At 41.9% G+C, this 20,936-nt stretch carries 23 protein-coding genes; 16 read left to right on the top strand and 7 right to left on the bottom strand.

The features are described 5' to 3' along the window. Positions 1 to 138: 138 nt before the first annotated feature. A complete protein-coding gene (locus V7K98_RS27935) occupies positions 139 to 294 on the bottom strand; it encodes a hypothetical protein (RefSeq protein ID WP_335027926.1) in 156 nt (51 codons plus the stop codon). A gap of 475 nt (positions 295 to 769) precedes the next feature. Between V7K98_RS27935 and clpP the strand changes: the two genes are divergently transcribed. Next, on the top strand, positions 770 to 1,381 hold the full coding sequence (clpP, locus tag V7K98_RS27930) for an ATP-dependent Clp endopeptidase proteolytic subunit ClpP (RefSeq protein WP_335027924.1): 612 nt from the start codon (positions 770 to 772) through the stop codon (positions 1,379 to 1,381). 341 nt (positions 1,382 to 1,722) lie between these two features. Here the strand turns inward: clpP and V7K98_RS27925 are convergent, their stop codons facing one another. Beyond that, a complete protein-coding gene (locus V7K98_RS27925; protein WP_335027922.1) occupies positions 1,723 to 2,613 on the bottom strand; it encodes a hypothetical protein in 891 nt (296 codons plus the stop codon). Positions 2,614 to 3,576: 963 nt separating this feature from the next. Between V7K98_RS27925 and V7K98_RS27920 the strand changes: the two genes are divergently transcribed. From V7K98_RS27920 to V7K98_RS27910, 3 genes are all read left to right on the top strand, one after another. Next, positions 3,577 to 5,931 (top strand): ribonuclease R family protein, encoded by a 2,355-nt coding sequence (locus tag V7K98_RS27920; RefSeq protein ID WP_335027921.1) that lies wholly within the window; start codon positions 3,577 to 3,579, stop codon positions 5,929 to 5,931. Positions 5,932 to 5,948: 17 nt separating this feature from the next. After that, on the top strand, positions 5,949 to 6,569 hold the full coding sequence (locus V7K98_RS27915) for a flavin prenyltransferase UbiX (RefSeq protein ID WP_335027919.1): 621 nt from the start codon (positions 5,949 to 5,951) through the stop codon (positions 6,567 to 6,569). Between the two features lie 173 nt (positions 6,570 to 6,742). Next, positions 6,743 to 7,438, top strand: a complete 696-nt coding sequence (locus V7K98_RS27910; protein WP_335027917.1) for a LapA family protein — start codon at positions 6,743 to 6,745, stop codon at positions 7,436 to 7,438. Between the two features lie 20 nt (positions 7,439 to 7,458). Here the strand turns inward: V7K98_RS27910 and V7K98_RS27905 are convergent, their stop codons facing one another. Next, positions 7,459 to 7,653 carry a hypothetical protein gene (locus tag V7K98_RS27905; protein WP_012412449.1) on the bottom strand — a complete coding sequence of 65 codons (195 nt, stop codon included), beginning with the start codon at positions 7,651 to 7,653 and terminating at the stop codon, positions 7,459 to 7,461. Between V7K98_RS27905 and V7K98_RS27900 the strand changes: the two genes are divergently transcribed. Further along, positions 7,652 to 7,828 (top strand): hypothetical protein, encoded by a 177-nt coding sequence (locus tag V7K98_RS27900; protein WP_335027915.1) that lies wholly within the window; start codon positions 7,652 to 7,654, stop codon positions 7,826 to 7,828. The genes V7K98_RS27905 and V7K98_RS27900 overlap by 2 nt on opposite strands. Before the next feature lie 735 nt (positions 7,829 to 8,563). Next, positions 8,564 to 9,109: a shikimate kinase gene (locus V7K98_RS27895; RefSeq protein ID WP_335028187.1), complete on the top strand. Its 546-nt coding sequence runs from the start codon at positions 8,564 to 8,566 to the stop codon at positions 9,107 to 9,109. An 11-nt stretch (positions 9,110 to 9,120) separates the two neighbouring features. Here V7K98_RS27895 and V7K98_RS27890 read toward each other — a convergent pair whose 3' ends face one another. Beyond that, on the bottom strand, positions 9,121 to 9,744 hold the full coding sequence (locus tag V7K98_RS27890) for a Uma2 family endonuclease (protein WP_335027914.1): 624 nt from the start codon (positions 9,742 to 9,744) through the stop codon (positions 9,121 to 9,123). Between the two features lie 175 nt (positions 9,745 to 9,919). On the opposite strand from V7K98_RS27890, the gene argB reads away from it, so the two are divergent. The 5 genes from argB to V7K98_RS27865 all read left to right on the top strand — a co-directional run bounded on the left by argB (position 9,920) and on the right by V7K98_RS27865 (position 14,345). After that, a complete protein-coding gene (gene argB / locus V7K98_RS27885) occupies positions 9,920 to 10,816 on the top strand; it encodes an acetylglutamate kinase (RefSeq protein WP_335027913.1) in 897 nt (298 codons plus the stop codon). Positions 10,817 to 11,000: 184 nt separating this feature from the next. Then, on the top strand, positions 11,001 to 11,546 hold the full coding sequence (locus V7K98_RS27880; RefSeq protein ID WP_335027911.1) for a hypothetical protein: 546 nt from the start codon (positions 11,001 to 11,003) through the stop codon (positions 11,544 to 11,546). A gap of 176 nt (positions 11,547 to 11,722) precedes the next feature. Beyond that, the gene (locus V7K98_RS27875; RefSeq protein ID WP_335027909.1) at positions 11,723 to 12,610 is read left to right on the top strand and encodes a DUF3153 domain-containing protein; all 888 of its coding nucleotides are present in this window, start codon (positions 11,723 to 11,725) and stop codon (positions 12,608 to 12,610) included. A gap of 327 nt (positions 12,611 to 12,937) precedes the next feature. Continuing rightward, positions 12,938 to 13,834, top strand: a complete 897-nt coding sequence (locus tag V7K98_RS27870) for a prohibitin family protein (RefSeq protein WP_335027907.1) — start codon at positions 12,938 to 12,940, stop codon at positions 13,832 to 13,834. A gap of 118 nt (positions 13,835 to 13,952) precedes the next feature. Next, complete coding sequence (locus V7K98_RS27865) at positions 13,953 to 14,345, top strand: nuclease A inhibitor family protein (RefSeq protein ID WP_335027905.1); 393 nt, start codon at positions 13,953 to 13,955, stop codon at positions 14,343 to 14,345. A gap of 354 nt (positions 14,346 to 14,699) precedes the next feature. Here the strand turns inward: V7K98_RS27865 and V7K98_RS27860 are convergent, their stop codons facing one another. Then, entirely contained in the window at positions 14,700 to 15,539 is an 840-nt protein-coding gene (locus V7K98_RS27860; RefSeq protein ID WP_335027903.1) for a DNA/RNA non-specific endonuclease, read from the bottom strand. Positions 15,540 to 15,918: 379 nt separating this feature from the next. Here V7K98_RS27860 and V7K98_RS27855 point away from each other — a divergent pair, with 379 nt between their 5' ends. Next, positions 15,919 to 16,104 (top strand): DDE transposase family protein, encoded by a 186-nt coding sequence (locus tag V7K98_RS27855; protein ID WP_335027901.1) that lies wholly within the window; start codon positions 15,919 to 15,921, stop codon positions 16,102 to 16,104. Positions 16,105 to 16,207: 103 nt separating this feature from the next. Here the strand turns inward: V7K98_RS27855 and ctpC are convergent, their stop codons facing one another. Next, positions 16,208 to 17,491 carry a carboxyl-terminal processing protease CtpC gene (ctpC, locus tag V7K98_RS27850; RefSeq protein ID WP_335027899.1) on the bottom strand — a complete coding sequence of 428 codons (1,284 nt, stop codon included), beginning with the start codon at positions 17,489 to 17,491 and terminating at the stop codon, positions 16,208 to 16,210. Positions 17,492 to 17,571: 80 nt separating this feature from the next. Here ctpC and V7K98_RS27845 point away from each other — a divergent pair, with 80 nt between their 5' ends. Then, positions 17,572 to 17,697, top strand: a complete 126-nt coding sequence (locus V7K98_RS27845) for a hypothetical protein (protein ID WP_335027897.1) — start codon at positions 17,572 to 17,574, stop codon at positions 17,695 to 17,697. Between the two features lie 26 nt (positions 17,698 to 17,723). On the opposite strand, the gene ispG is transcribed toward V7K98_RS27845, so the two are convergent. Continuing rightward, positions 17,724 to 18,950, bottom strand: coding sequence for a (E)-4-hydroxy-3-methylbut-2-enyl-diphosphate synthase (gene ispG, locus V7K98_RS27840; RefSeq protein ID WP_335027895.1), 1,227 nt, complete (start codon positions 18,948 to 18,950; stop codon positions 17,724 to 17,726). A gap of 363 nt (positions 18,951 to 19,313) precedes the next feature. On the opposite strand from ispG, the gene V7K98_RS27835 reads away from it, so the two are divergent. From V7K98_RS27835 to V7K98_RS27825, 3 genes are all read left to right on the top strand, one after another. Then, entirely contained in the window at positions 19,314 to 19,532 is a 219-nt protein-coding gene (locus V7K98_RS27835; protein WP_335027893.1) for a hypothetical protein, read from the top strand. Then, on the top strand, positions 19,532 to 19,813 hold the full coding sequence (locus V7K98_RS27830) for a type II toxin-antitoxin system RelE/ParE family toxin (protein ID WP_335027891.1): 282 nt from the start codon (positions 19,532 to 19,534) through the stop codon (positions 19,811 to 19,813). The genes V7K98_RS27835 and V7K98_RS27830 overlap by 1 nt, the downstream gene beginning before the upstream one ends. A gap of 73 nt (positions 19,814 to 19,886) precedes the next feature. Beyond that, a complete protein-coding gene (locus V7K98_RS27825) occupies positions 19,887 to 20,936 on the top strand; it encodes an isochorismatase (protein ID WP_335027889.1) in 1,050 nt (349 codons plus the stop codon).

The following is a 20,936-nucleotide window of genomic DNA, read 5'->3' as shown; positions in this document are numbered from 1 at the left end:
GTCTACCTTGTTCCCAAGAGTGTTAGCCTAGACGATCATGTATGTGCAAGATCGCCCTAAGAGCGAGTACTTCTTGGATAGAAGGTAGTAGTGCATGTCTTTGATATCGCCCACACCTGTGTAATTTGTGAAATATTTTTATTGAAAAGATCGCAATAGCAAACTAACAATACTTGGTGGCGTTTCTGGCACAGGTGATGCTGCCTTTGATTGAATTAAAGTATTTGGGCTAAGTCCTGCTATCAAATGGAGCAAGAAGGTGATGATGGCGGCTTGTATAAGTTTTTCCAGCATGGCACGTCTCTTGTGAGTGGATAGCATTTCATTTAGGACTGGTTATTCTAAATACACCTCGTAGTATCGATTTACCGAATCTAACAAAAGAACTTGATAATTGCTGAGGAAAATTCTAAAAAAATGTTTAAAATGTTACTGAAAGTTAACACAAGTCCCTAAGCAAGTTAAATTTCGGTTATCAGTTTAATGACTATATCGCCAAAGTTGTCTAGCAAAGGTCGAGATTATGAGGTTGGCGGTAATTGAAGTTTTTTGATTTGTTTTTCCCTGTATGGGATATTTTTTTAGACACCTTTTGCTGCTAAAAAGTGCCCTTAGAGGTTGAATCTATTACAAAATCATCATTTGTACTCTTTTTGGGCAAAGAAAAACGATAAAATTTTAAGCTATCTGCTTGAGAACAGTAGAGATAAACCCCAGTTTCGTGCTGTCACCGATAAAATGTATTTAAAGTAGCCACAAACACGCTTCCATGATTCCTATCGTTATTGAACAATCGGGTCGAGGTGAACGCGCCTTTGACATCTACTCACGGCTGTTGCGTGAGCGCATCATCTTTTTGGGACAACAAGTTGACAACAACATTGCTAACTTGATTGTTGCCCAACTGCTGTATTTGGATGCTGAAGACCCGGAGAAGGACATTTATATGTACATCAATTCTCCCGGTGGTTCAGTTACGGCTGGTATGGGCATTTTCGACACTATGAAGCACATTCGCCCTAATGTCTGTACAATTTGTACCGGATTGGCGGCGAGTATGGGCGCTTTCCTCCTCAGTGCTGGTGCTAAGGGTAAGCGGATGAGTTTACCCCATTCTCGGATTATGATTCATCAACCTCTCGGTGGCGCTCAAGGACAGGCGACTGATATTGAAATTCAGGCGCGGGAAATTTTGTATCATAAGAAGCGGCTAAATGACTATTTAGCTGACCATACAGGTCAACCAATTGAGCGCATTGCTGAAGATACTGAACGTGACTTTTTCATGTCGCCAGAGGAAGCCAAGGAATACGGTTTGATTGACCAAGTAATTGACCGCCATGCAGCTGGCAGCCGTCCCGCAGTTGCTCTTGTTAATTAATACTCACGATTGGTAAATGGTGATTTACCACTTTTAATTCCCTTAAACCCCAAAAATAACCCCTCTTTATAAGTGAAGAGGGGTTATTTTTGGAATGGGTGGACTGCTCAGGTACTTAATGCCGATTTGGACAAATGACTAACTAAAATCCCGCTAGTGTTCTGTAAAGTCAAGTTTGCTAGGTTCGTAGTGAGCGCTTTAGCGCTCAAATCAAAGACTAAAGTCCTTACTGTTTCAAGAACCCACGTTATTAGTCATTAGTCCTTATCAATGCCCAATGCCCAATGCCCAATGCCCAATGCCCAATGCCCAATGCCCAATGCCCAATGCCCAATGACAAATCAAAATCCCGCTATTGGGTCAGGCTCAGATTGAAGATATTGGAGGAATCCGTGCAATTCTTCTTCAGTGAGCAAAGTACGCCCCCGTTTACCGTAGGTTTTAATCAGATGCTCCCGTCCCTGTTCTGGTGTCCAGTTTAAACGCTGAAGTTCCACATCTGTTTTAGCAATGACATCCGATAAATCCACGGGTTCAGCTTTCTTCTTTCTCTTTCCTGTCACCGATGGGGTGGCTACATCCTCTTGAGGGCTGTAACTCCGAGGTGTAAATGGTGTGACATTGTTGGCAGAAATTGGTGGAAAGGTTTGATTTTCTACCTGGTTATCAAAGGTTATTTCTAATTTTTCAACTGGAGGATCAAATTCTAGCTCCCGGTCGGCAGTCACAGGAAAGTTTTGACCTAAATCCTGGCTATAGTTATTATCGCTTGGTAAGAACGCAGCACTACTGTACTCATACTGTTCGTTACTGGTTGTTACTACTTCTGGTTTGATATTGCGGACTTTGGAGGGCGTGATAGATATTTCTTTTTCGCTGACCACTGGCCATTGACTACCAAGAAAATCCCCATCTTTTGGAGAAGAATAGGCAGCAGGCTCACTCAATCCACCTGTGGGATTCAAGGAGGGATTTAGCTGAGGTGGAGAAATTGGATTTGAGGTAAATGCCACTGATTCGGGTGGTGCATTTGTTATACCCAAAACTATCAACGCCCTAGTTCTGGCTTGGTCTTCTGCTGCTTCTACTGTTTCTGCTGCTGCCATACCCGTCGCACGGGTTACGCCTTCTATTTGCACGCTAGCGCGGACAATATATTTTCCTTGAAAAATTTGGACTAATTCAGAAATCAGACTGCCCTTGGGATACAAGCTCTGGAATTGAGCCAACATAATACTGCTACCAATCTAAATCTTTTGGGGATTTGGGATTTGGGACTGGGACAGGGGAAAGAATTATTTGAATCCTAATCCCTAATACCCAATCTCCAGTCCCTTTTAATGCTTTATCTCGTGTCCCAATTGTAGCAGTAGCTGTTTTTTGACGAAATTTTTGGCTAGTGCTAACTTATCTGAGTAGTCTTGCCTGCAATGCTATACTGATTACCCAACTAGATATCTAGAACTATTTTCTGGAAGTGCGCTCTAAATCTACAATAATGGAGATAAGGTTCACCCTCACTGCTTATTAAGCTGCTAACCTAATTGTTACCGATTCTACATGTGGGAAAATTGGGTTCATCGGCAGTTCCTCCTAGTTAAGATCAGATTCTAATGGCGTAAATTTACCTTCACTCTAGACAATCAAACACCTGTAGTTTCCACACCACTTGCGATCCTTGGGGAAACCCCAAGACCTCAGTGGCTCCCCTGCATAGCGCTTTTGGGCAGTATGGATTCTCTAAAACCCAACTTCTCAAAAACCCGTCGCGTAATTAACTAGCGGGGCTAGATATTAAATCAGGCGTGCTTTCTAAGTTTGATTAGGTGAAGAGACTTGAACGCAGGCGAATTCTGAGAACATTAGGACTTACGCAAACCTACACGTGGTAGGGGCAATTCATGAATTGCCCCTACCTGGAAATAAAGGTTTCGGCTAAAGTTTTGCGTAAGTCCTGAACATCTTGCAGTGAGAAGTTCGTAGACACCCAGAGATGTTTGTGGGTAGGCTTCCTTTGCTCGGAACTGCCGGAGTGGTTTCCTCCTCTTGCTGGGTTGGGCTTCCTTTCCTTAGAACTTAGGAAGCCTTGCCTCTGGACAATTCGTTTCCAGCTTGTTTCTGTAAGCCGTGAGGGTATACAGGAATGAACCAGATTAAACAAAAAATGATGTTTTGACCAAAGGTCGGTTCACTGCATGGAATTTTCAATCGCTACACTCCTTGCCAATTTCACCGATGATAAATTGGTAGCCCGTAAAGTTTTAGAAAAGAAACTTGGCTGTGAAGATGAAAAAAGTTTACAAAAACTTCACATTGCCTTAGATGTTCTGGAAAAAATCGGTATTTTAGTCAAAGAACGGGGCAAGTATCGCCGTGTCTCAGAAGAGGGAATAATCGAGGCAAAACTCCGTTGTTCTAGTAAAGGCTTTTGCTTTGCTATTCAAGATGTGGAAGGAGCCGAGGATATTTACATCCGCGAAAGTCATCTGAGTAATGCTTGGAATGGCGATCGCGTTTTGGTTAGAGTTCTCAAGGAAGGCAGCCGCCGTCGCTCTCCTGAAGGGGAGGTGAAGCTGATTCTCGAACGTTCTAACCACACGTTGCTGGCACGAATTAAGCAGGTGGAAGCTGGTTTTAGGGCTGTGCCTTTAGACGATCGATTGCTCTTTGAACTCAAGATTCAGCCTAACGAGGCGAAGTTGGAAGAAGCGATCGATCACCTTGTTCATGTGGAAGTTTTGCGTTACCCGTTGGCACAATATCCTCCCCTTGGTCGAGTGGTGCAAATCCTCGGTAGCGATGCCGAAGCTGCTGCTGATATAGATTTAGTTACGTGCAAACACGACCTTTCCCGGACTTTTCCAGATCATGTTCTAGAAGCTGCCGCCAAGTTGCCTAAAAAGCTACTCAAAGCAGACCTGAAAAATCGGCTAGATTTGCGTAATTTGTTTACTCTCACCATTGAAGGGGTAAATGGCGACACCAAAATTATAGAAAACGCTTTTAGTTTAGAAAAAAACTTAGCCGGCAATTGGCTTTTGGGTGTTCATATCACCGATGTTTCTCACTATGTCCAACCTGATGAAGCTTTAGATAGAGAAGCGCTCAAACGTGGTAAGTCAGTGTATCTGGGAGAATTGGTGTTACCGATTTTGCCTCCAGTTGTGGCAGAACGCTGTTCTTTAATCCCTGGGAGCGATCGCTTAACCATCTCTTTTTTAATTACAATTGATCCCCAATCTGGAGAAGTGCTGGAGTGGGAAATTCAACCCAGTGTCATTAACGTAGAGACTGCACTGAGTACAGAAGAGGCTCAAGCAATTCTCACTGGTGTTGCACAAGATAAATCATCACAGGTTTCCCAGATACTGCAAGACCTCCAAGCCTTGCAAACAGCTGTCAAACAGGTACGTTTAAATCGTGGTAGCCTCCAGTTGAATCTGCCGCCCAGCCAAAACGCCTACTATGATGAAGGGATTCTCGGCGCTGTGGTGGTGAATGATTTACCAATGCGATCGCTACTCACCGAGTTGGTACTGTTAGTTAATCAACTGGTAGCAACTCACTTAAATGCTCTTGGTGTTCCCGCTATCTGGCGAGTCCAAGGTACACCCGATGTTGAAGATGTCCAGGAAATGCTGAAATTGGCAGTCAATTTAGGTGTTGACCTCACATTAGATCCAGAAGTCGATATCCAACCTTTAGATTATCAGCATTTGACCACAGCGTTTGCAGAATCTCCCTCTGAGCAAGTTCTGACTTACTTGTTGCAAGATACCCTCAAGCCGTCGGCATACAGCACCACCAAAGGATCTCACTTTGGTCTGGCACTACCGCAATATGTTCACTTTAGCGCTCCCTTGCGGCGTTACCCAGATTTGCTGATGCAGAGAGTGTATTACAGCCTACTCGAAAACGGACGCGATCGCCGCAATACCCGTGTGAGAGAGCGCGTTAACCTGCGCCACTCCTCCAGCCACGAGGAAATTAACTGGAACGTTTTACCCCCAGAATTGCAACAAGAACTGCAAAGCGATTTGACTAGGGTAATTGTCCAACTCAACGACCGAGAAAAACAAGTCCAAGAAGCTGAAGCCGATTTAGCCGGATTGCAAAAAGCCCAACTGATGAAGCAACGCATCGGTCAGGTATTTCAAGGTGTGATTACTGGCGTTCAATCCTACGGTTTCTTTGTGGAAATTGAAGTACCAGCCGCCGAGGTGGAGTCCAGCAGTAATCCTGGTGTGCCTTTGAGGGTAGAAGGACTGGTACACGTCAGTTCTCTCAAAGATGATTGGTATGAATATCGCGCCAGACAACAGGCACTGTTTGGTCGCAAAAATCGCGCTTCTTATAGACTAGGCGATCGCGTCGCCGTCCAAGTGAAGAGTGTCGATTACTACCGCCAGCAAATTGATTTGGTAACAGTTGGCAGCGATGGCGTACCCAAAGGTTTAAGTGGCAATGGCTCTAATGACGAGCTTTCAGACTTATACTTACCAAATGATATCGAGCCTGATGACCTAGACCCTTACTCTGAAGATGAGTAAAATCAAGTAAAGCTTACGTGTCAAATAACACTAAACCCCTAATTGTAGGCGTATCGGGCGCATCTGGTCTGATTTACGCTGTTCGCGCAATAAAATTTTTGCTCGAAGCGGATTACAGTATTGAATTGGTTGCCTCTAAATCTACTTACATGGTTTGGCAGTCAGAACAGGAAATTCGGATGCCACCAGAACCAACTGCACAAGAGCAATTTTGGCGAGAGCAAGCTGGAGTTGCCCTTTCGGGTAAACTCCGGTGCCATCCTTGGGGTGATGTTGGAGCCGGGATTGCCAGTGGTTCCTTTACTACTCTGGGGATGATAATTATTCCATGCAGTATGAGTACAGTGGCAAAGCTAGCCGTTGGCTTGAGTTCCGATTTATTAGAACGGGCAGCAGATGTCCAACTCAAAGAAGGGCGAAAATTGGTCATTGTTCCTCGTGAAACACCTTTTAGCCTGATCCACCTGCGTAACTTAACCTCTTTAGCTGAAGTTGGAGTGAGAATTGTCCCCGCTATTCCCGCCTGGTATCACAATCCCCAAACCATTGAAGATTTAGTTGATTTTGTAGTTGCCCGTGCTTTAGATCAACTAGATATTGACTGCATCCCGATTCAGAGGTGGGAAGGCCGTCGCTAACGCCCTCGGTGGACTCATCGGAAATTTCACAATAGTCCTAAAAGGGTAATGATAGAGATGGCTGATAGTGTCAGTAGTCAGCGAACAGTAATTAGTGAAGAATAATCAGACTGATGACTGACAACTGACCACTGACAACTAATCACTGACAACTGACAACTGACAAAATTGCTATGGCTGTAATTCGCTTAATTCTATTGGTGGCGTTACTGGGAGGACTAACGCTGTTGTTAGTTCAAAATTTTTCACCTGCCCTATCGCTAGTATTTTTGGGCGTGCGAACTCAACCATTACCACTAGCGATATGGATTTTGTTCAGTACTACCATAGGTGCTTTGACATCTGTATTGATAGCTACCTTCTTTAACTTATCCAATTATTTTGTAGCAGAACCACGCCAAACTCCTGAACGCCGAAGTACAACTTCGCCTCGTGCAAAGACAACCCAAAGAGAAGAATCTACATCTCGCCCTAGCAGTCCTCCACCACCAGCTAGTAAAAAAGAAGAGTCTGCTAGTGATGAATTTGATGATTGGGAGAGAAATAGCAGTAGAGATGATGATTGGAACTTTGATGAAAAGTCAGAGGAAGCGCCTAACCCTAATCCTCAACCTACTAGAGACTCTAAAACTTACGAACGTCAATCAGAAGCTAAAAGCAGTTCTCAGTCTGGTTCCGTTTACTCCTACAGCTACCGTGAGCCAAAAAATACGGCTGCGGGAAAAACTGAATCGGTTTACGATGCCGATTACCGCGTAATCATTCCCCCTTATCAGCCGCCGACTACCAATCAAGCCGGGGATGATGATTGGGAATTTTTTGATGATGATGAGGATTTTGAGGATAATGATAAACCCTCCCGTCGTTAAGACGTAGCGAGTCTATGTCTCTACTTGATGCCACACCGCTCTCTAGACTCCTGCTTGACCTTACCAGTCATAGCAGCTTCTTGCAAAGCCATGAAAGCATTAAAATCTTCTAAGTCATATCGAGTAGTCAACAATTGTCGTAGTTGATTTTCAGCTTCCACTGTCAAATAGCCAGTTGCTAAAGCTTTTTGTACTACGTCACGAATTCGATTCATGGTTGACACCTCATTCATCATATATTTATTCATTCAGGCTTATTGGGGTGAAATATGCAGTAGTTTTTGTGCCAAAACATCGAATTTACAAAGCTTTCTGGAGCGATCGCACGATATAAGTCATGATTTACACCTCTATCGAAAACATTTAATTGAAAGGGCTGATTATAACTAGATTTTTAGACTAATGATGCCGTGCTATTAGAAACACAGTATTGTGTATACTTAAAATTACCCACCAGAGTAAAAATTCGGATATTTAGATAGACAGGAATTGTTTCGATAAAGTTTCAAACAAGCTATATTAATTTTTTCGTTAAGCATCGTGATTAATATACGGCAATTACCAGGTTGCATCAGGATATTTGCTACATCCCTAAAAAATTCATCGTTGATTCTTTATAGTAATTTCACGGAATATTTGTTAAATCTGTATGAATCCGCTTTTATTTCTGTTCGCGCAGCGTGGCGTAGCCATATTAATTTAGCTATCAAAGGCAAGAGGCAACGGAAAAAAAGCTCTTTTTGTTGTACTGAGTTTTTTGAAAAATCAAATATTATAATATTGCTTTAGTTATTTTAAATACATTAACAACAGCAGTTAATTGCTCTTAAATAGAAGATGAATTTGTAGAAACTAAAAACAATTGGGAGTTAGAAAAGTTATAGGTAAATTTGATATCGATAAATGAAAAGCTTTAACCCTCGTTGAAAATAAATTTATCCGAGGTTTTTTTGTAGTTATATTCCTGCGGTAATTACTAATGCCAGTGTTCAAAGCTGTAGCGAATCAAGTGCATTGGTGCAGCCAAACGCAGGTATCGCTTGAATACGCACGTATGAGTAGTTGAGTTTATAATTGGAAACTGTGACTCAGAACTCAGAACTAATAATTGGAGCGAAGCAACTGGTGAGCAGCTTATTACAGGGAGTCAATCTGTACTTAATTGGGATGATGGGTGTTGGTAAGACGACAGTAGGGCCCTTGCTGGCAAAGCATCTGGGTTATGGGTTTGTGGATATCGATGGTGTTATTGCCAAAGCAACAGGTAAATCTGTCAATCAGTTATTTGCAGAAGTTGGTGAAGCTGAGTTTCGCCAGGTAGAAAGTGATGTGCTTTCACAAGTTTGTGCTTTTACAAAATTGACGATCGCAACCGGTGGAGGCATTGTATTGCGGCGAGAAAATTGGGGTTACTTGCACCACGGTTTGATAGTGTGGCTAGATGTGCCAGTTGAAATACTTTACAGCCGTTTAGCTGAGGATACCACCAGACCACTCTTGCAAGATGCTGATCTTAAGGGTAAATTGCGATCGCTTCTCGAACAACGAACACCACTTTATTCTCAAGCCGATTTGCACATCACCGTCCAAGAGGGAGAAACACCTGAAGATATTGCCAACAGAATAGTTGAGGTAATTCCTAGCGTTCTCAAACCACAAGTTTCTCATTAAGAAGACTCAAATTACCAAATTTTGGTCATCCGTAGGATAAACCCCGGTAATTCTGGATTACCACTAACTGCTTCGGGATTTTCCAAAATTTCAACTTCTCGATTAGGACGGTAAATGTAGACTTTTCGATTCTGCCGATCTATTAACCAGCCTAGTAATGTACCGTTATCGATATACTCTTGCATTTTCTCTTGTAATTTTATCAATCGATGTCTACGACGGGCTACGCCTACGCTGGATGAGCGTAACTCAATTACAAAGCTAGGACAAATTGGCGCAAATGAGGCTTTTTGTGAATCTGTTAAAGCATTCCAGCGCTCCAGTTCAATCCAAGAAGCATCAGGGGAACGCATCGCTCCATTAGGTAGCGTAAACCCTGTACTGGAATCAAAACCTATACCAGTGCCATCTTTTTCAGTCCAATTCCCAAGCTGTGCAGCAATGTTAAAGTTACGGTTGCCCGTATCTGAAAAAGCTGGTGGCATAATGATCACTTCCCCATTGGCAGTACGCTCGATTCGCAAATCTCCATTGGCTTGGCAAAATTCGTAGAACTGCTCATTTGTCATCTGCACAAGCGAGGGGAAATTTACCGTTAGGGGTGTGCTTTCAGTTTGAATTAGCAGCGTGGTCATTTTCATTGCCTAGCTTCAGCCGAATGATTTTAATTTTAGAGGTTTGAAAGAGCGATCGCTTGCTTATTGTGTCAGGCAAGTGGGAATAGTTAATTTGTAAAGTCAGACATTGTTACAGGTTACAAAGTCTTCTACACTTACTGAAATAGGTTTTAACTCTCAACGGCGGCTCCTCATGACGGTCAACGATTCTGAATACATCAGAGAAACTGAAGCCACTCGTGTACGTGTACTAAGCGAAGCACTACCTTATATTCAACAATTCGCCGGTCGCACTGTTGTTGTCAAATATGGTGGCGCAGCGATGAAAGATACCGCACTCAAAGACAAAGTTATGCGCGACATTGTATTCTTATCCTGCGTTGGCTTGCGTCCCATAGTAGTACACGGCGGTGGCCCAGAAATTAACAGTTGGTTAGATAAGCTTGGCATTGAACCACAATTTAAGAATGGTCTGCGAGTCACTGATGCTGCCACAATGGATGTGGTGGAAATGGTTTTAGTTGGTCGAGTTAACAAAGAAATTGTCGCCCTAATTAACCAAGCTGGTGGATTGGCTGTAGGACTTTGCGGTAAAGACGGTAATCTATTTACAGCCCGTCCCCAAGGTCAAGAAGGCATCGGTTTTGTGGGGGAAGTCAGTAATGTTAACATCAAGATTTTGGACACCCTCGCTAGCAATGGCTATATTCCGGTAGTGTCTAGCGTTGCCGCAGACGAGACAGGGCAAGCTTATAATATCAACGCTGATACTGTAGCTGGAGAAATTGCTGCGGCACTAGGAGCAGAAAAGTTAATTTTACTGACCGATACCAGTGGAATTTTAAGAGATTATAAAGACCAATCTACTTTGATTCCGAAAGTAGATATCCGCGAAGCCCGCGAGTTGATTGCTGGTGGTATAGTTAGCGGTGGGATGATTCCTAAAGTTAGTTGTTGTGTGCGATCGCTCGCTCAAGGAGTCCGTGCAGCACACATCATCGATGGTCGCATTCCTCACGCCTTATTACTAGAAATCTTTACTGATGTTGGGATTGGGACGATGATTCTCAGTTCTCAGTTTACCTCTTAATGCTTATGGAGCATGGGGAATTGGACATTAGTTATTCCCCTTATCGAAAATTTTGGATTTAAATCCCCGTCTGAAAATGTTTTGAATTTTGAATTGCTTTCAGATTGTCAGCCTTTGAAAAGATTCCAAAAAGGTTGCTGCATTGGCAAAATTAAAATAGTTAGTGCTAATTTTTGTATAAGACGTGAGTGCAGAAAGTTTAGAAATTGCCAAAACCTTCTATCAGACGGGGAAAATTGCCTTTGAAAATGGGCGATACCGCGAAGCCGTAGAAAATTTAGAAAAAGCCAGCGCCCTATTAGCTCGTAATTCTCGCTTTGGGGGTGAAGTAGAAATTTCTCTAGTGACAGCTTATGAAGCGGCTGGACGCACGGATGATGCGATCGCTCTTTGCGAAAGACTCAAACGCCATCCCTATATTGAAACCAGCAAACAAGCGCGACAGATGCTTTACATCTTAAAAGCACCAAAGCTAAAAAGACCTAGTGAATGGATGACTCAAATCCCCGATTTGGGCACACTACCAGATAATGAACTCAAAATTTCTGTAGCTGCTAAACCTACTAAATCTTCTGTCCAGCAGAAGCCTAAAGCCACAGAGCCAGAATTTGTTGACCTCAGTCAGGTCAATACAAGGGATAATCGCTTTATCTGGGTGGCACTAATTGCTATTGGTTTAACCATTTCGTACTTAGTTTGGTTGAATTTTTCAGGAACACCTGGCGGATAACAATTTTGGATTTTGGATTTTAGATTGTTTTGGTTCATGTCTTACGCACAAGGGTTGAGGCATGAACCAAAACCCGAACTTTAAAATCTTTGAGCTTCATGCGTTTATCGGTGGGGCCAATCCAAAACCCAAGGTGCGACCTAAAATCCAAAATCTGTTGACTTTTGGGGAAATTTATGGTTTCAAATTCTTCAATTTTGGGAAAGATTTTCTGGTGGTTAATCAGACCATTTAGTTTTGTGTTGGCACTAAATGGTCGAAACCGAATTAACCGTGCCTTTCCTATGCGAAATTTTATTTTGTGGCTAGTGCTGTTAACATCCCTGTTACTGACTGGTTGTGTTAAGTACGATGTGGGGCTTAACTTTGACAATTCAAACAGTGGTGAACTAGTACAGCATATTAAGTTGGGAGAGCGACTAACCAGTTTTAGTGGCGATTCTGTATATGAATGGTTGAATAGCATAGAACGCCGTGCCCGTCAACTAGAAGGTAAAACGCAGCGAGTTTCCCAAGAAGAAATCATCGTCACAATTCCTTTTAGTAGTGGGACAGAATTGCAAGAAAAGTTCAACGAGTTTTTTAATTCCCGTACAAATCAACCCTCTGAGTCTGTACAGAGCAAATCTGACTCAGAACTGCCTAAAATCGAATCAAACGTCCTCTTAGAGCAGAATTATTTTTTGATTTTAGTCCGAAATCGGTTGATTTATGACTTGGATTTGCGATCGCTCTCTCTAATTGCCAGCAAAGGTAATGTTCTGGCTAATGCTGGTTCAATTCTCGACTTGGAATTTAGCTTGAAGACTCCTTGGGGAGCTAAAAACATTCAACTAACTGAAACTGCTATTGAACCAGAAAAAAATGGTAATCAGCTAGTATGGAGACTCCAACCTGGGCAACTTAACCACATAGAAGCCGTTTTCTGGCTTCCCAGTCCCCTTGGTATTGGTGCATTGTTAATTACCCTATTTGTCTGGGGAGGATTGTATTTGAGATACAATTTCATGCCAGATCCCAGAATTCAATTTCCTCCCAAAGCAGCAGCTATCCAAGAACAGTAAACCAAAACCCTTGTAGAGACGGCGATTTATCGCGTCTTCTTAAAACAGCGATTTATCGCCTCTCAAAAACCTATATCATCTCTTCGATATTGCAAGTTAAAGCCGATGGATTCTCTATCGGCTTTTTTAGTGCGTGCCATTTACTAATAAATTTTTATCTCCAAAAATAATAAAAACTTTTTGATTTGGCGACATCTACGTGAACTAAAAGTCACTTACTAATACCTATATCATCCAACAGATGTATTCTGACTGGTGTTAGTTTCATAAAAGCGTTTGGGAATTATGTGATTAAGTATATACGTCTTAACCACAAACACAAAACTCATGGGCTTTATACTCTCTCTCCTAACCAGCTTGATTGCAGTTCCCGTTTATCTGAATACAGGTAAGATATCTGGCGAAAGACCGCGTTTAGCAGTACGCGCTATTACGATATTGATTGGCAGTATTGCAGTCTTTAATTCGATCTCCAGACTTTTGGTAATTGTACCACCAGGCAATGTCGGTATCGTCAACTTTTTTGGTCAAGTTGACGACAATACCCTTGCTCCTGGTGTCCACTTGGTAAATCCCTTTAATAAGGTGCTGAATTTTTCCACTCGCCTTAAAGATGTGAAAGAAAACGTTGATGTAACATCCCAGGAAGGTTTGAGCCTAAATCTTGATGTCAGTCTTCAATACAAACTAGATCCGCAGAAAGCTGCAACAGTATATAAAACAATTGGAACTGATGAAACCCAACTGGTAATTTCCAGATTCCGCTCTACTGTTCGCGCTATCACAGCAAATTACCCAGCTAGTGCTATTTACTCTACAAAACGCCAAGAAATCGCCCAAAAAATTGACCAACAACTCACCCAGGAGATACCCGCTTTGGGTTTTATTGTTGAAGAAGCTCTTTTGCGAAACGTCAAAATGCCTGATGTTCTGCAAGCTGCAATTCAAAACAAACTCAAGGTAGAACAAGAAAATCAGCAGATGAAATTTGTTTTAGAAAAAGAGCGTCAAGAGGCAGAACGGAAGCGGATTGAAGCACAAGGCATTGCTGATTCCCAAAAAATTATCTCTGGTGGACTGACTAACCAAGTGCTGCAACTACGAGCGATTGAAGCCACAGAAAAGCTAGCTCAATCTAATAATTCTAAAATTGTAATTATTGGTTCTGAAAAAGGCGGAGTACCTATCTTAATCCAGTCAGACATGGGAGCTTCAAATCCATAAAATTTTCTGATTAGCGATCGCTAAAAATAGAATAAATAGTTAGTATATCTCTCTTTCGGCTTTCTACCTTGCTGGTGGCTGAATGATACAGTATAAGCGTTGCTAGAAACTGATGACTATGAGCGGCGAGATTGTCGAAAAACTGAATGAAGCTAGTACTGGCTTGTTAATGATGAGCGAGTCCGATTACCCTTTTGAGGTTGTTCAATGGAAAGGTGTTGCACCTGCAACACAGGAGAAGATATTACAGCTAACAGGTTCTCAAAACCTGCCAATCGAAGTAGTAGAGTTAGACTATCTTTTTCGTAATTGTGCATTTGAGCAAGAGTGGCACAATGAATTACAGAAACAAGATGTTAAAAAATTTCAAATACTTATTCAGACACTTAAAGATAATCTTAGTGACATCAAGGTTTATCGTCTTGGACAAATAAATATTGATGCTTATATCATCGGACAAACTAAAGACGGTGACTTAGCTGGAGTAGTTACAAAACTAGTTGAAACCTAGTAACAGGTTGAAATTTCTTTAAACAAAAGCCTAGCCATCTGTGCAGCTAGGCTTTTTCCTTTATCAAAACAGAATTCAGGAGTTAGAAGTTAGAATTCAGTTGGGTATTCTGTACTTCTAGCGGATATAGCGGTTCTCGGTTGAGTGAGATACACCCGTAGGGGCACAGCACTGCTGTGCCCTTACACTTCGCTATTAATGTTGTACTGCATCTGAATGGGAACCGCTATAGCGTAACGTAAAACCTGCGGCATCGTAACTCTTAGAGCGAGTTCACGTACCCCTGTTGGTAGCAAGTTTCCCCACAGCATCTTGATTCTGACTCCTGAATTCTGAATTCTTCTTCAACCCAACTTATAAAGTATCCACTTGCGCTTCTATTACAGACTGAATAGATGTTGAAACTTGTGAGAGAAAATCGTATCCAGTTAGGGATTCTAATGAATCAACGCTAACCCGATAGTTTTTCCAATTCGCTGTTCGCACACCTTGGGCGTTAGGAATATTGACACCAATGACTCTGGTGCTAGTTGTCACACCAGCAAGACCTGAACCAGGAGTATTCAATACAACAACAATTTTCCAGGTTCTGTTAGGGACTTGAACCCGTCCATTAGCTATTGTAGAGAACGTTCCGTTAGAACCATTACCGCCTATCCCATATCCACCAGATATGATATAGAGTTCTTTACCCTGTCCTACTAAAGTTCTGGCATAATCCTCTAGGTTTGCCCAAATTCCCTGATTGTTATCTGGGGCTTGAGCAATCATATTACTCATCAAAAAAGTGGCAGAATTATTAGTAACACTACTAGTCCTGTCAGCACTGGGTGTCATGTGACCGCGATCGAATCCACTTCCACTAAAATCGGTAGATTGAACTTGATAACAACCAGAAGGAAGTGTTGTATCAGCCCGAAAAGTATCTTGTCTCGGTGTGCTACCTAACCAACTATTATTCAACTGCCAAGACACCCAATTTGGTCTACCTATTCCGCAGTTGTAACCAATTACATATTGTGGTTTTACCAATAAGTAATTATTTTGGCTAGATGTTCCAGCGTTGCTAGGGTTGCCAAGGGTTAGATGAACACTTACTGATGACTGGGCTGGTACAATCTGTGCTAACCCAATTATGAATAAAACCACCGTCACGAATGGCAGTAGAAACTTCAAAATCTTGATTTTTCTCACGTTTTTGCATTCTTGATTACAAAAACAGTGTCCAAGTTATTCGCTTGAATATCAAGCATCTAGTGATATAAAAATGAAGATTTTAGAATCCTAAATATGGAGTGATACAAGAGCCAAAAATCTTTATTCGGCAAGAGTTAACAATCAAAAAAGTATATTTTTTGATGAGCGATCGCTCTCAAATTTTCATCTCTACATACACCAATATTTATACATCTAATCAGCAATACAAATTTTTTTCTTAAAAAAAATTTCATTAATGAGATAAATTAAAAGTACTGAATTGACTTTTCCTTTAAGATATTTTCGCACCTATGCGAAAACGCTTTTTCTATGGCGTAAAATTTTTACTGTAAAAAACAAACTTTTTGTTTCAAGCATGGATGAATCACAAACTTGGTATATTGTCAAGCACTCTGCTGGAAACTGTGAAATTGTCACCAGCGATAAAGTTGGCGACGATAATTCCGAGATTATAGAACAGTGGGGGCCTTTTAGTTCGCAAGGAGAAGCGATCGCTCGGCGTGTCGGACTTATTAGGGCTGGAAAGTGCCAACCAGTTTAAGTTAGGAGTAGAGACGCTATTAATCGCGTCTGTAGAGGAGTTAGAAATGATGGTTTTTATTCCTAACTCCTGACCACTCACTCCTAACTTCATTCTTAAATTTTCATTTTTCTGCTGTGGGTGTGCCCTTAGCAGCAATTTTTTTACCTATAACTTCCACTGCTTTAGCGAATTGTGGATCTGCTAGAGTAGCAAGTTTATCGCGTTCATGGAGCCATAATTCCTCCATCTGCTTTTTAGTCAACTCTACCTTCACATCTGGATTAATACCTTTGTGATTAATATCTGTACCGTTGGGGGTATAGTAATGAGCAATTGTTACCGCCAATCCTGAGCCATCTTCTAAGGGACGTACTGATTGTACTAATCCCTTACCAAAGGTTTGAGTACCAACCAAAGTAGCACGGTTGTTGTCTTTCAAAGCTCCTGAAAGGATTTCACTGGCACTAGCTGAACCTTTATCTACCAGCACCACCAAAGGTTTATCTGTCAAGGCGCGTCCGTTTGCCTCTTCTTTTTCTGCCTCTCCTTGGCGTTCAACGGTGGAGACAATCTTACCTTTATTTATCCACATCCGGGCAATGTCTACACTAGAGAACAGTAAGCCACCTGGATTACCACGTAGATCCAAAATATATCCAGCTACCTTTTTGCTTTCTAAATCCTTGATAGCTGTTTGCATTTCTTTACCAGCATTGGCGCTGAACTGGTTCAGACGAATATAGCCAAGATTACCTGCTGGAGTTTGCTTTTGGGAATATTTCACTGGATGAATTTCAATCCGCGCCCGTTTGATATCAAACTGTTTTGTCTGACCATCGCGCTGAATCGTTAAGCTGACTTGCGTTCCTGCTTCACCTCGAATCAGGGATACTGCTTGATTAGTATCCATTCCCTTGGTGCTTTTGTCGTTGATTTTGAGGATAACATCTTTTGCCAAAACACCAGCTTTAAATGCTGGTGTGTCTTCGATTGGCGCAATTACAACCAGTTGCTTAGTTTTTTCATCTTGACTGATAGTTATCCCAATCCCTATCAATTCTCCAGAGGTATCCACTTGCATATTCTTGAATTCCTCTGGGTTCATAAACCGGGTGTATGGGTCATCCAGCTTTTTGAGCATTTCCCGAATGGACTTATAAGCTTCCTGGGGATTATTGTAGGACTTGCTTAAGTATTCCTTACGAACAGCCTGCCAATCTACCTGATTAAAAGTACCGTCTACATATTGGCGCTGAACAATTTGCCAAACTTCATCTACTATTTGTTTGGGACTTGCTTTAAATAAAGCTTGACCTCGCGAATGAATGCCAAGGCTAGTAACTGCGATGGTGGAGAGTGTCACCGCCGTAGCACCCAAAACAAGCCTACTTTTTGTAATCACCATAATGACAGCTGTGTCAGAGGGAAAATAATATATAGTCAGTATGCTCAATCTAACACAGGCTTATACTGTACAGACCGAGCATGTATCCTAATTTAAACAAAATACTTGACAATGCAGCGACATTGGTTGTCATCAATACAAAAGTTTTAAGAATTGGGCATTGGGCATGGGGCATGGGGCATGGGGCATTGGGAATTGGTTATTAATTCATCTCCCCCTGTCCCCTGCCCCCTTAAGGTTCTACCCAGCGTTCATCGGACTTAATGAGGTTAATTAATTCTTCTACACCTTTGTCTTCTGGGACTTTTTTAATTTCTTCTCGACCACGATACAAAGAAATGTAACCAGGTGTTTTGCCTACATAACCATAGTCAGCATCTGCCATTTCTCCGGGGCCATTGACAATGCAACCCATAACTGCAATGTCTAGCCCAGTTAGGTGGTTAGTGGCTTCCCGGACTTTGTGTAGCACTTCTTCTAGGTTGAACAAAGTGCGTCCACAGGAAGGACAAGCGACATATTCCACCATCGTTTTTCGCAATCCCAAAGCTTGGAGAATGCTGTAACAGACGGGAATCTCTTTTTCTGGTGCTTCTGTTAGTGACACGCGAATTGTATCGCCAATGCCATCAGCAAGTAAGGTTGCAATACCAGCCGTGGATTTAATTCGCCCGTATTCGCCATCACCAGCCTCGGTAACGCCTAAATGTAGCGGATAATCCATACCCAGTTCATCCATGCGCTTGGCCATGAGGCGATAGGCGGCTAGCATCACCGGTACTCGTGAGGCTTTCATGGAAATTACTAAGTTGCCAAAATCCAAGGATTCACAGATGCGAATGAATTCTATGGCAGATTCCACCATTCCTTCGGGAGTGTCTCCGTAGGTAAATAGCATTCTCTCAGCGAGGGAACCGTGATTTACCCCAATTCGCATCGATTTACCTTGATCGCGCAAGGAAACTACCAGAGGTTCTAGGGTTTCGCGGATTTTTTCGCCAATTTCGTCAAATTCTGTTTTAGTATACTCAGTTCGATTGACGTTGGGCTTTTCAAAGACATATAACCCCGGATTAATCCGCACTTTTTCTATGTGTTTAGCAACTTCCACGGCGATTTTTAGTCCGTTGTGATGGACATCAGCCACAATGGGCACGTCTTGGTAAGTTTTTATTAATTTTTGTTTAATTTCTGCTAAAGCTTTAGCATGAGCCATACTTGGCACTGTGACACGGACAATTTCGCAGCCAATTTCGTGCAGACGACGAATACCAGCCACGGAACCATCAATATCAAGGGTGTCTTCGTTAATCATTGACTGCACTACAACGGGGTAGCCACCGCCAATTGTGACATTTCCCACCTTTACAGGGCGGGTTTTACGCCGCTTGATAGTTGTATCAAAGGTGTCTTGACTGGGTGTGATGCTTGAAGTGTTGACTGTGGGCAGAGTTTGCATAACCTGATTAGGTAAATTTGCTGTAGCTCAAATATCAGATTTAATAAATCTCTGTTTCCCAGATTGCCACAGCTAGCGCTTTTTTGGACGATTAATATAGAAAAAATGGAGAATGAGGTAGGCAAATAAACAAAGAGCAATTGAAAAGTTTTGCTCTTTTATAAAGATATATTGCTAAAAAATCTTTTGAACTGAGTAGCTTGAGTGCGATCGCCTCCGGCGGAGCGTAGCTCATCGCGCAGCCTTCAGCACGAAAAGAGCGATCGCTAAATTTATGTTTTTATAATACAAATATACTATTGAGTAAACAGATTACACATCCCACCAGCTAAATTAGACTTATCACTAAATTCTTTGACACCCATGCTAGAAAAAACATCTACGTTCCAGAAAGCTATAGAGGCGGTAGAAGCGTTAGATTCAGAAGCTCAGGCTATTCTTGTAGATATTATCCAAAAGCGCCTCAAACAACAGCGACGGGATGACTTATTAAAGGCGGTTGCAGAAGCTCGTGAAGCCTATGCTAAAGGGGAAGTACGTAGTGGAACTGTTGCTGATTTAATGGCGGAGTTGGATGATTGATGCAACTGCTATGGAGTGCAAGATTTATTCGAGATTTTAAACGTTTAGCCCGTCGAAATCAGCAATTACGCTCTGTAGTTGAGCAAACATTACAACAACTTGCTGAAGATCCATTTTACCCTAACTTGCGTACTCATAAACTTAAAGGGGATTTATTGGGTACATGGGCTTGTTCCATAGACTACAACAATCGTATTCTATTTGAGTTTGTTCCTCATCCCGATTCTGGGGAATTAGTGATTTCTTTGTTGACCTTGGGTTCTCATGATGATGTTTACTGAAGTAGGCACTGAACTTGGGAAATTTGGGTATTGGAATTATTGATGTTATTACAGAATAAAAGCGATTGTAATTATGAATACCCAAATAAAAACCCCACTACCAATTCCTCCTCACTTCAACCCCGACAAAGTGGGCGAAGTCTGGCGTGTACCTTACCAACAAAGTGCTGCAAAAGCCGAAGCCTGGGCAAAACAACACGATATCAAACCTGCATCTTTAGATAAAACCAGGATTTGCTTACTATTAATTGATGTCCAAAACACTTTCTGTATTCCAGAATTTGAATTATTTGTAGGTGGAAAATCTGGGAATGCGGCTGTGGATGATAACGTCAAATTGTGTGAATTTATCTATCGCAACTTGGGAGTAATTACAAAAATTGTACCAACTCTAGATACCCACACAGCAACGCAAATCTTCCATCCAATTTTTTGGGTAAACGCCGCCGGAGAACATCCAACTCCAGCCGCGACTAACATCACCACAGCAGATATTGAACAAGGTATTTGGAAGGTTAATCCGGCAGTTGCTGACAGTATTACTAACGGGGATTATGAATTATTAGAAAAACACGCTTATCATTACATTAGAAAACTTAGTCAAGACGGTAAATATCCCCTCACAGTTTGGCCTTATCATTCTATGTTGGGTGGTATTGGTCATGCTTTAGTTTCATCAGTAGAAGAAGCAATATTTTTTCACAATATTGCTCGTCAAAGTCAAACGCAATTTGAAATTAAAGGTGAAAATCCTTTAACAGAAAACTATTCCATCTTACGTCCAGAGGTGTTGGAAGATTTTGAACAACGTCCACTTGGTCAAAAGAATGCCCGTTTGATTAAGCAACTTTTGGAATTTGATACTGTTATTATTGGTGGTCAAGCTAAAAGTCATTGTGTAGCCTGGACAATCGACGATTTATTAACAGAAATTAAAGTGGTAGATGCTACCCTTGCTCAAAAAATCTATCTTTTAGAAGATTGCACTTCCCCAGTTGTTGTTCCCGGTGTTGTAGACTACACAGAACAGGCAGATGCCGCATTTGCAAGGTTTGCAGAGGCAGGAATGCACATAATAAAGTCTATCGAATTTGGGAATTGGGCATTGGGCACTGGTGATTAG

This window comes from Nostoc sp. (assembly GCF_036917435.1).
Classification (GTDB): Bacteria; Cyanobacteriota; Cyanobacteriia; order Cyanobacteriales; family Nostocaceae; genus Nostoc.
Note: the sequence above shows the minus strand (reverse complement) of the source record. Positions and strands in the feature narration are given on the sequence as shown.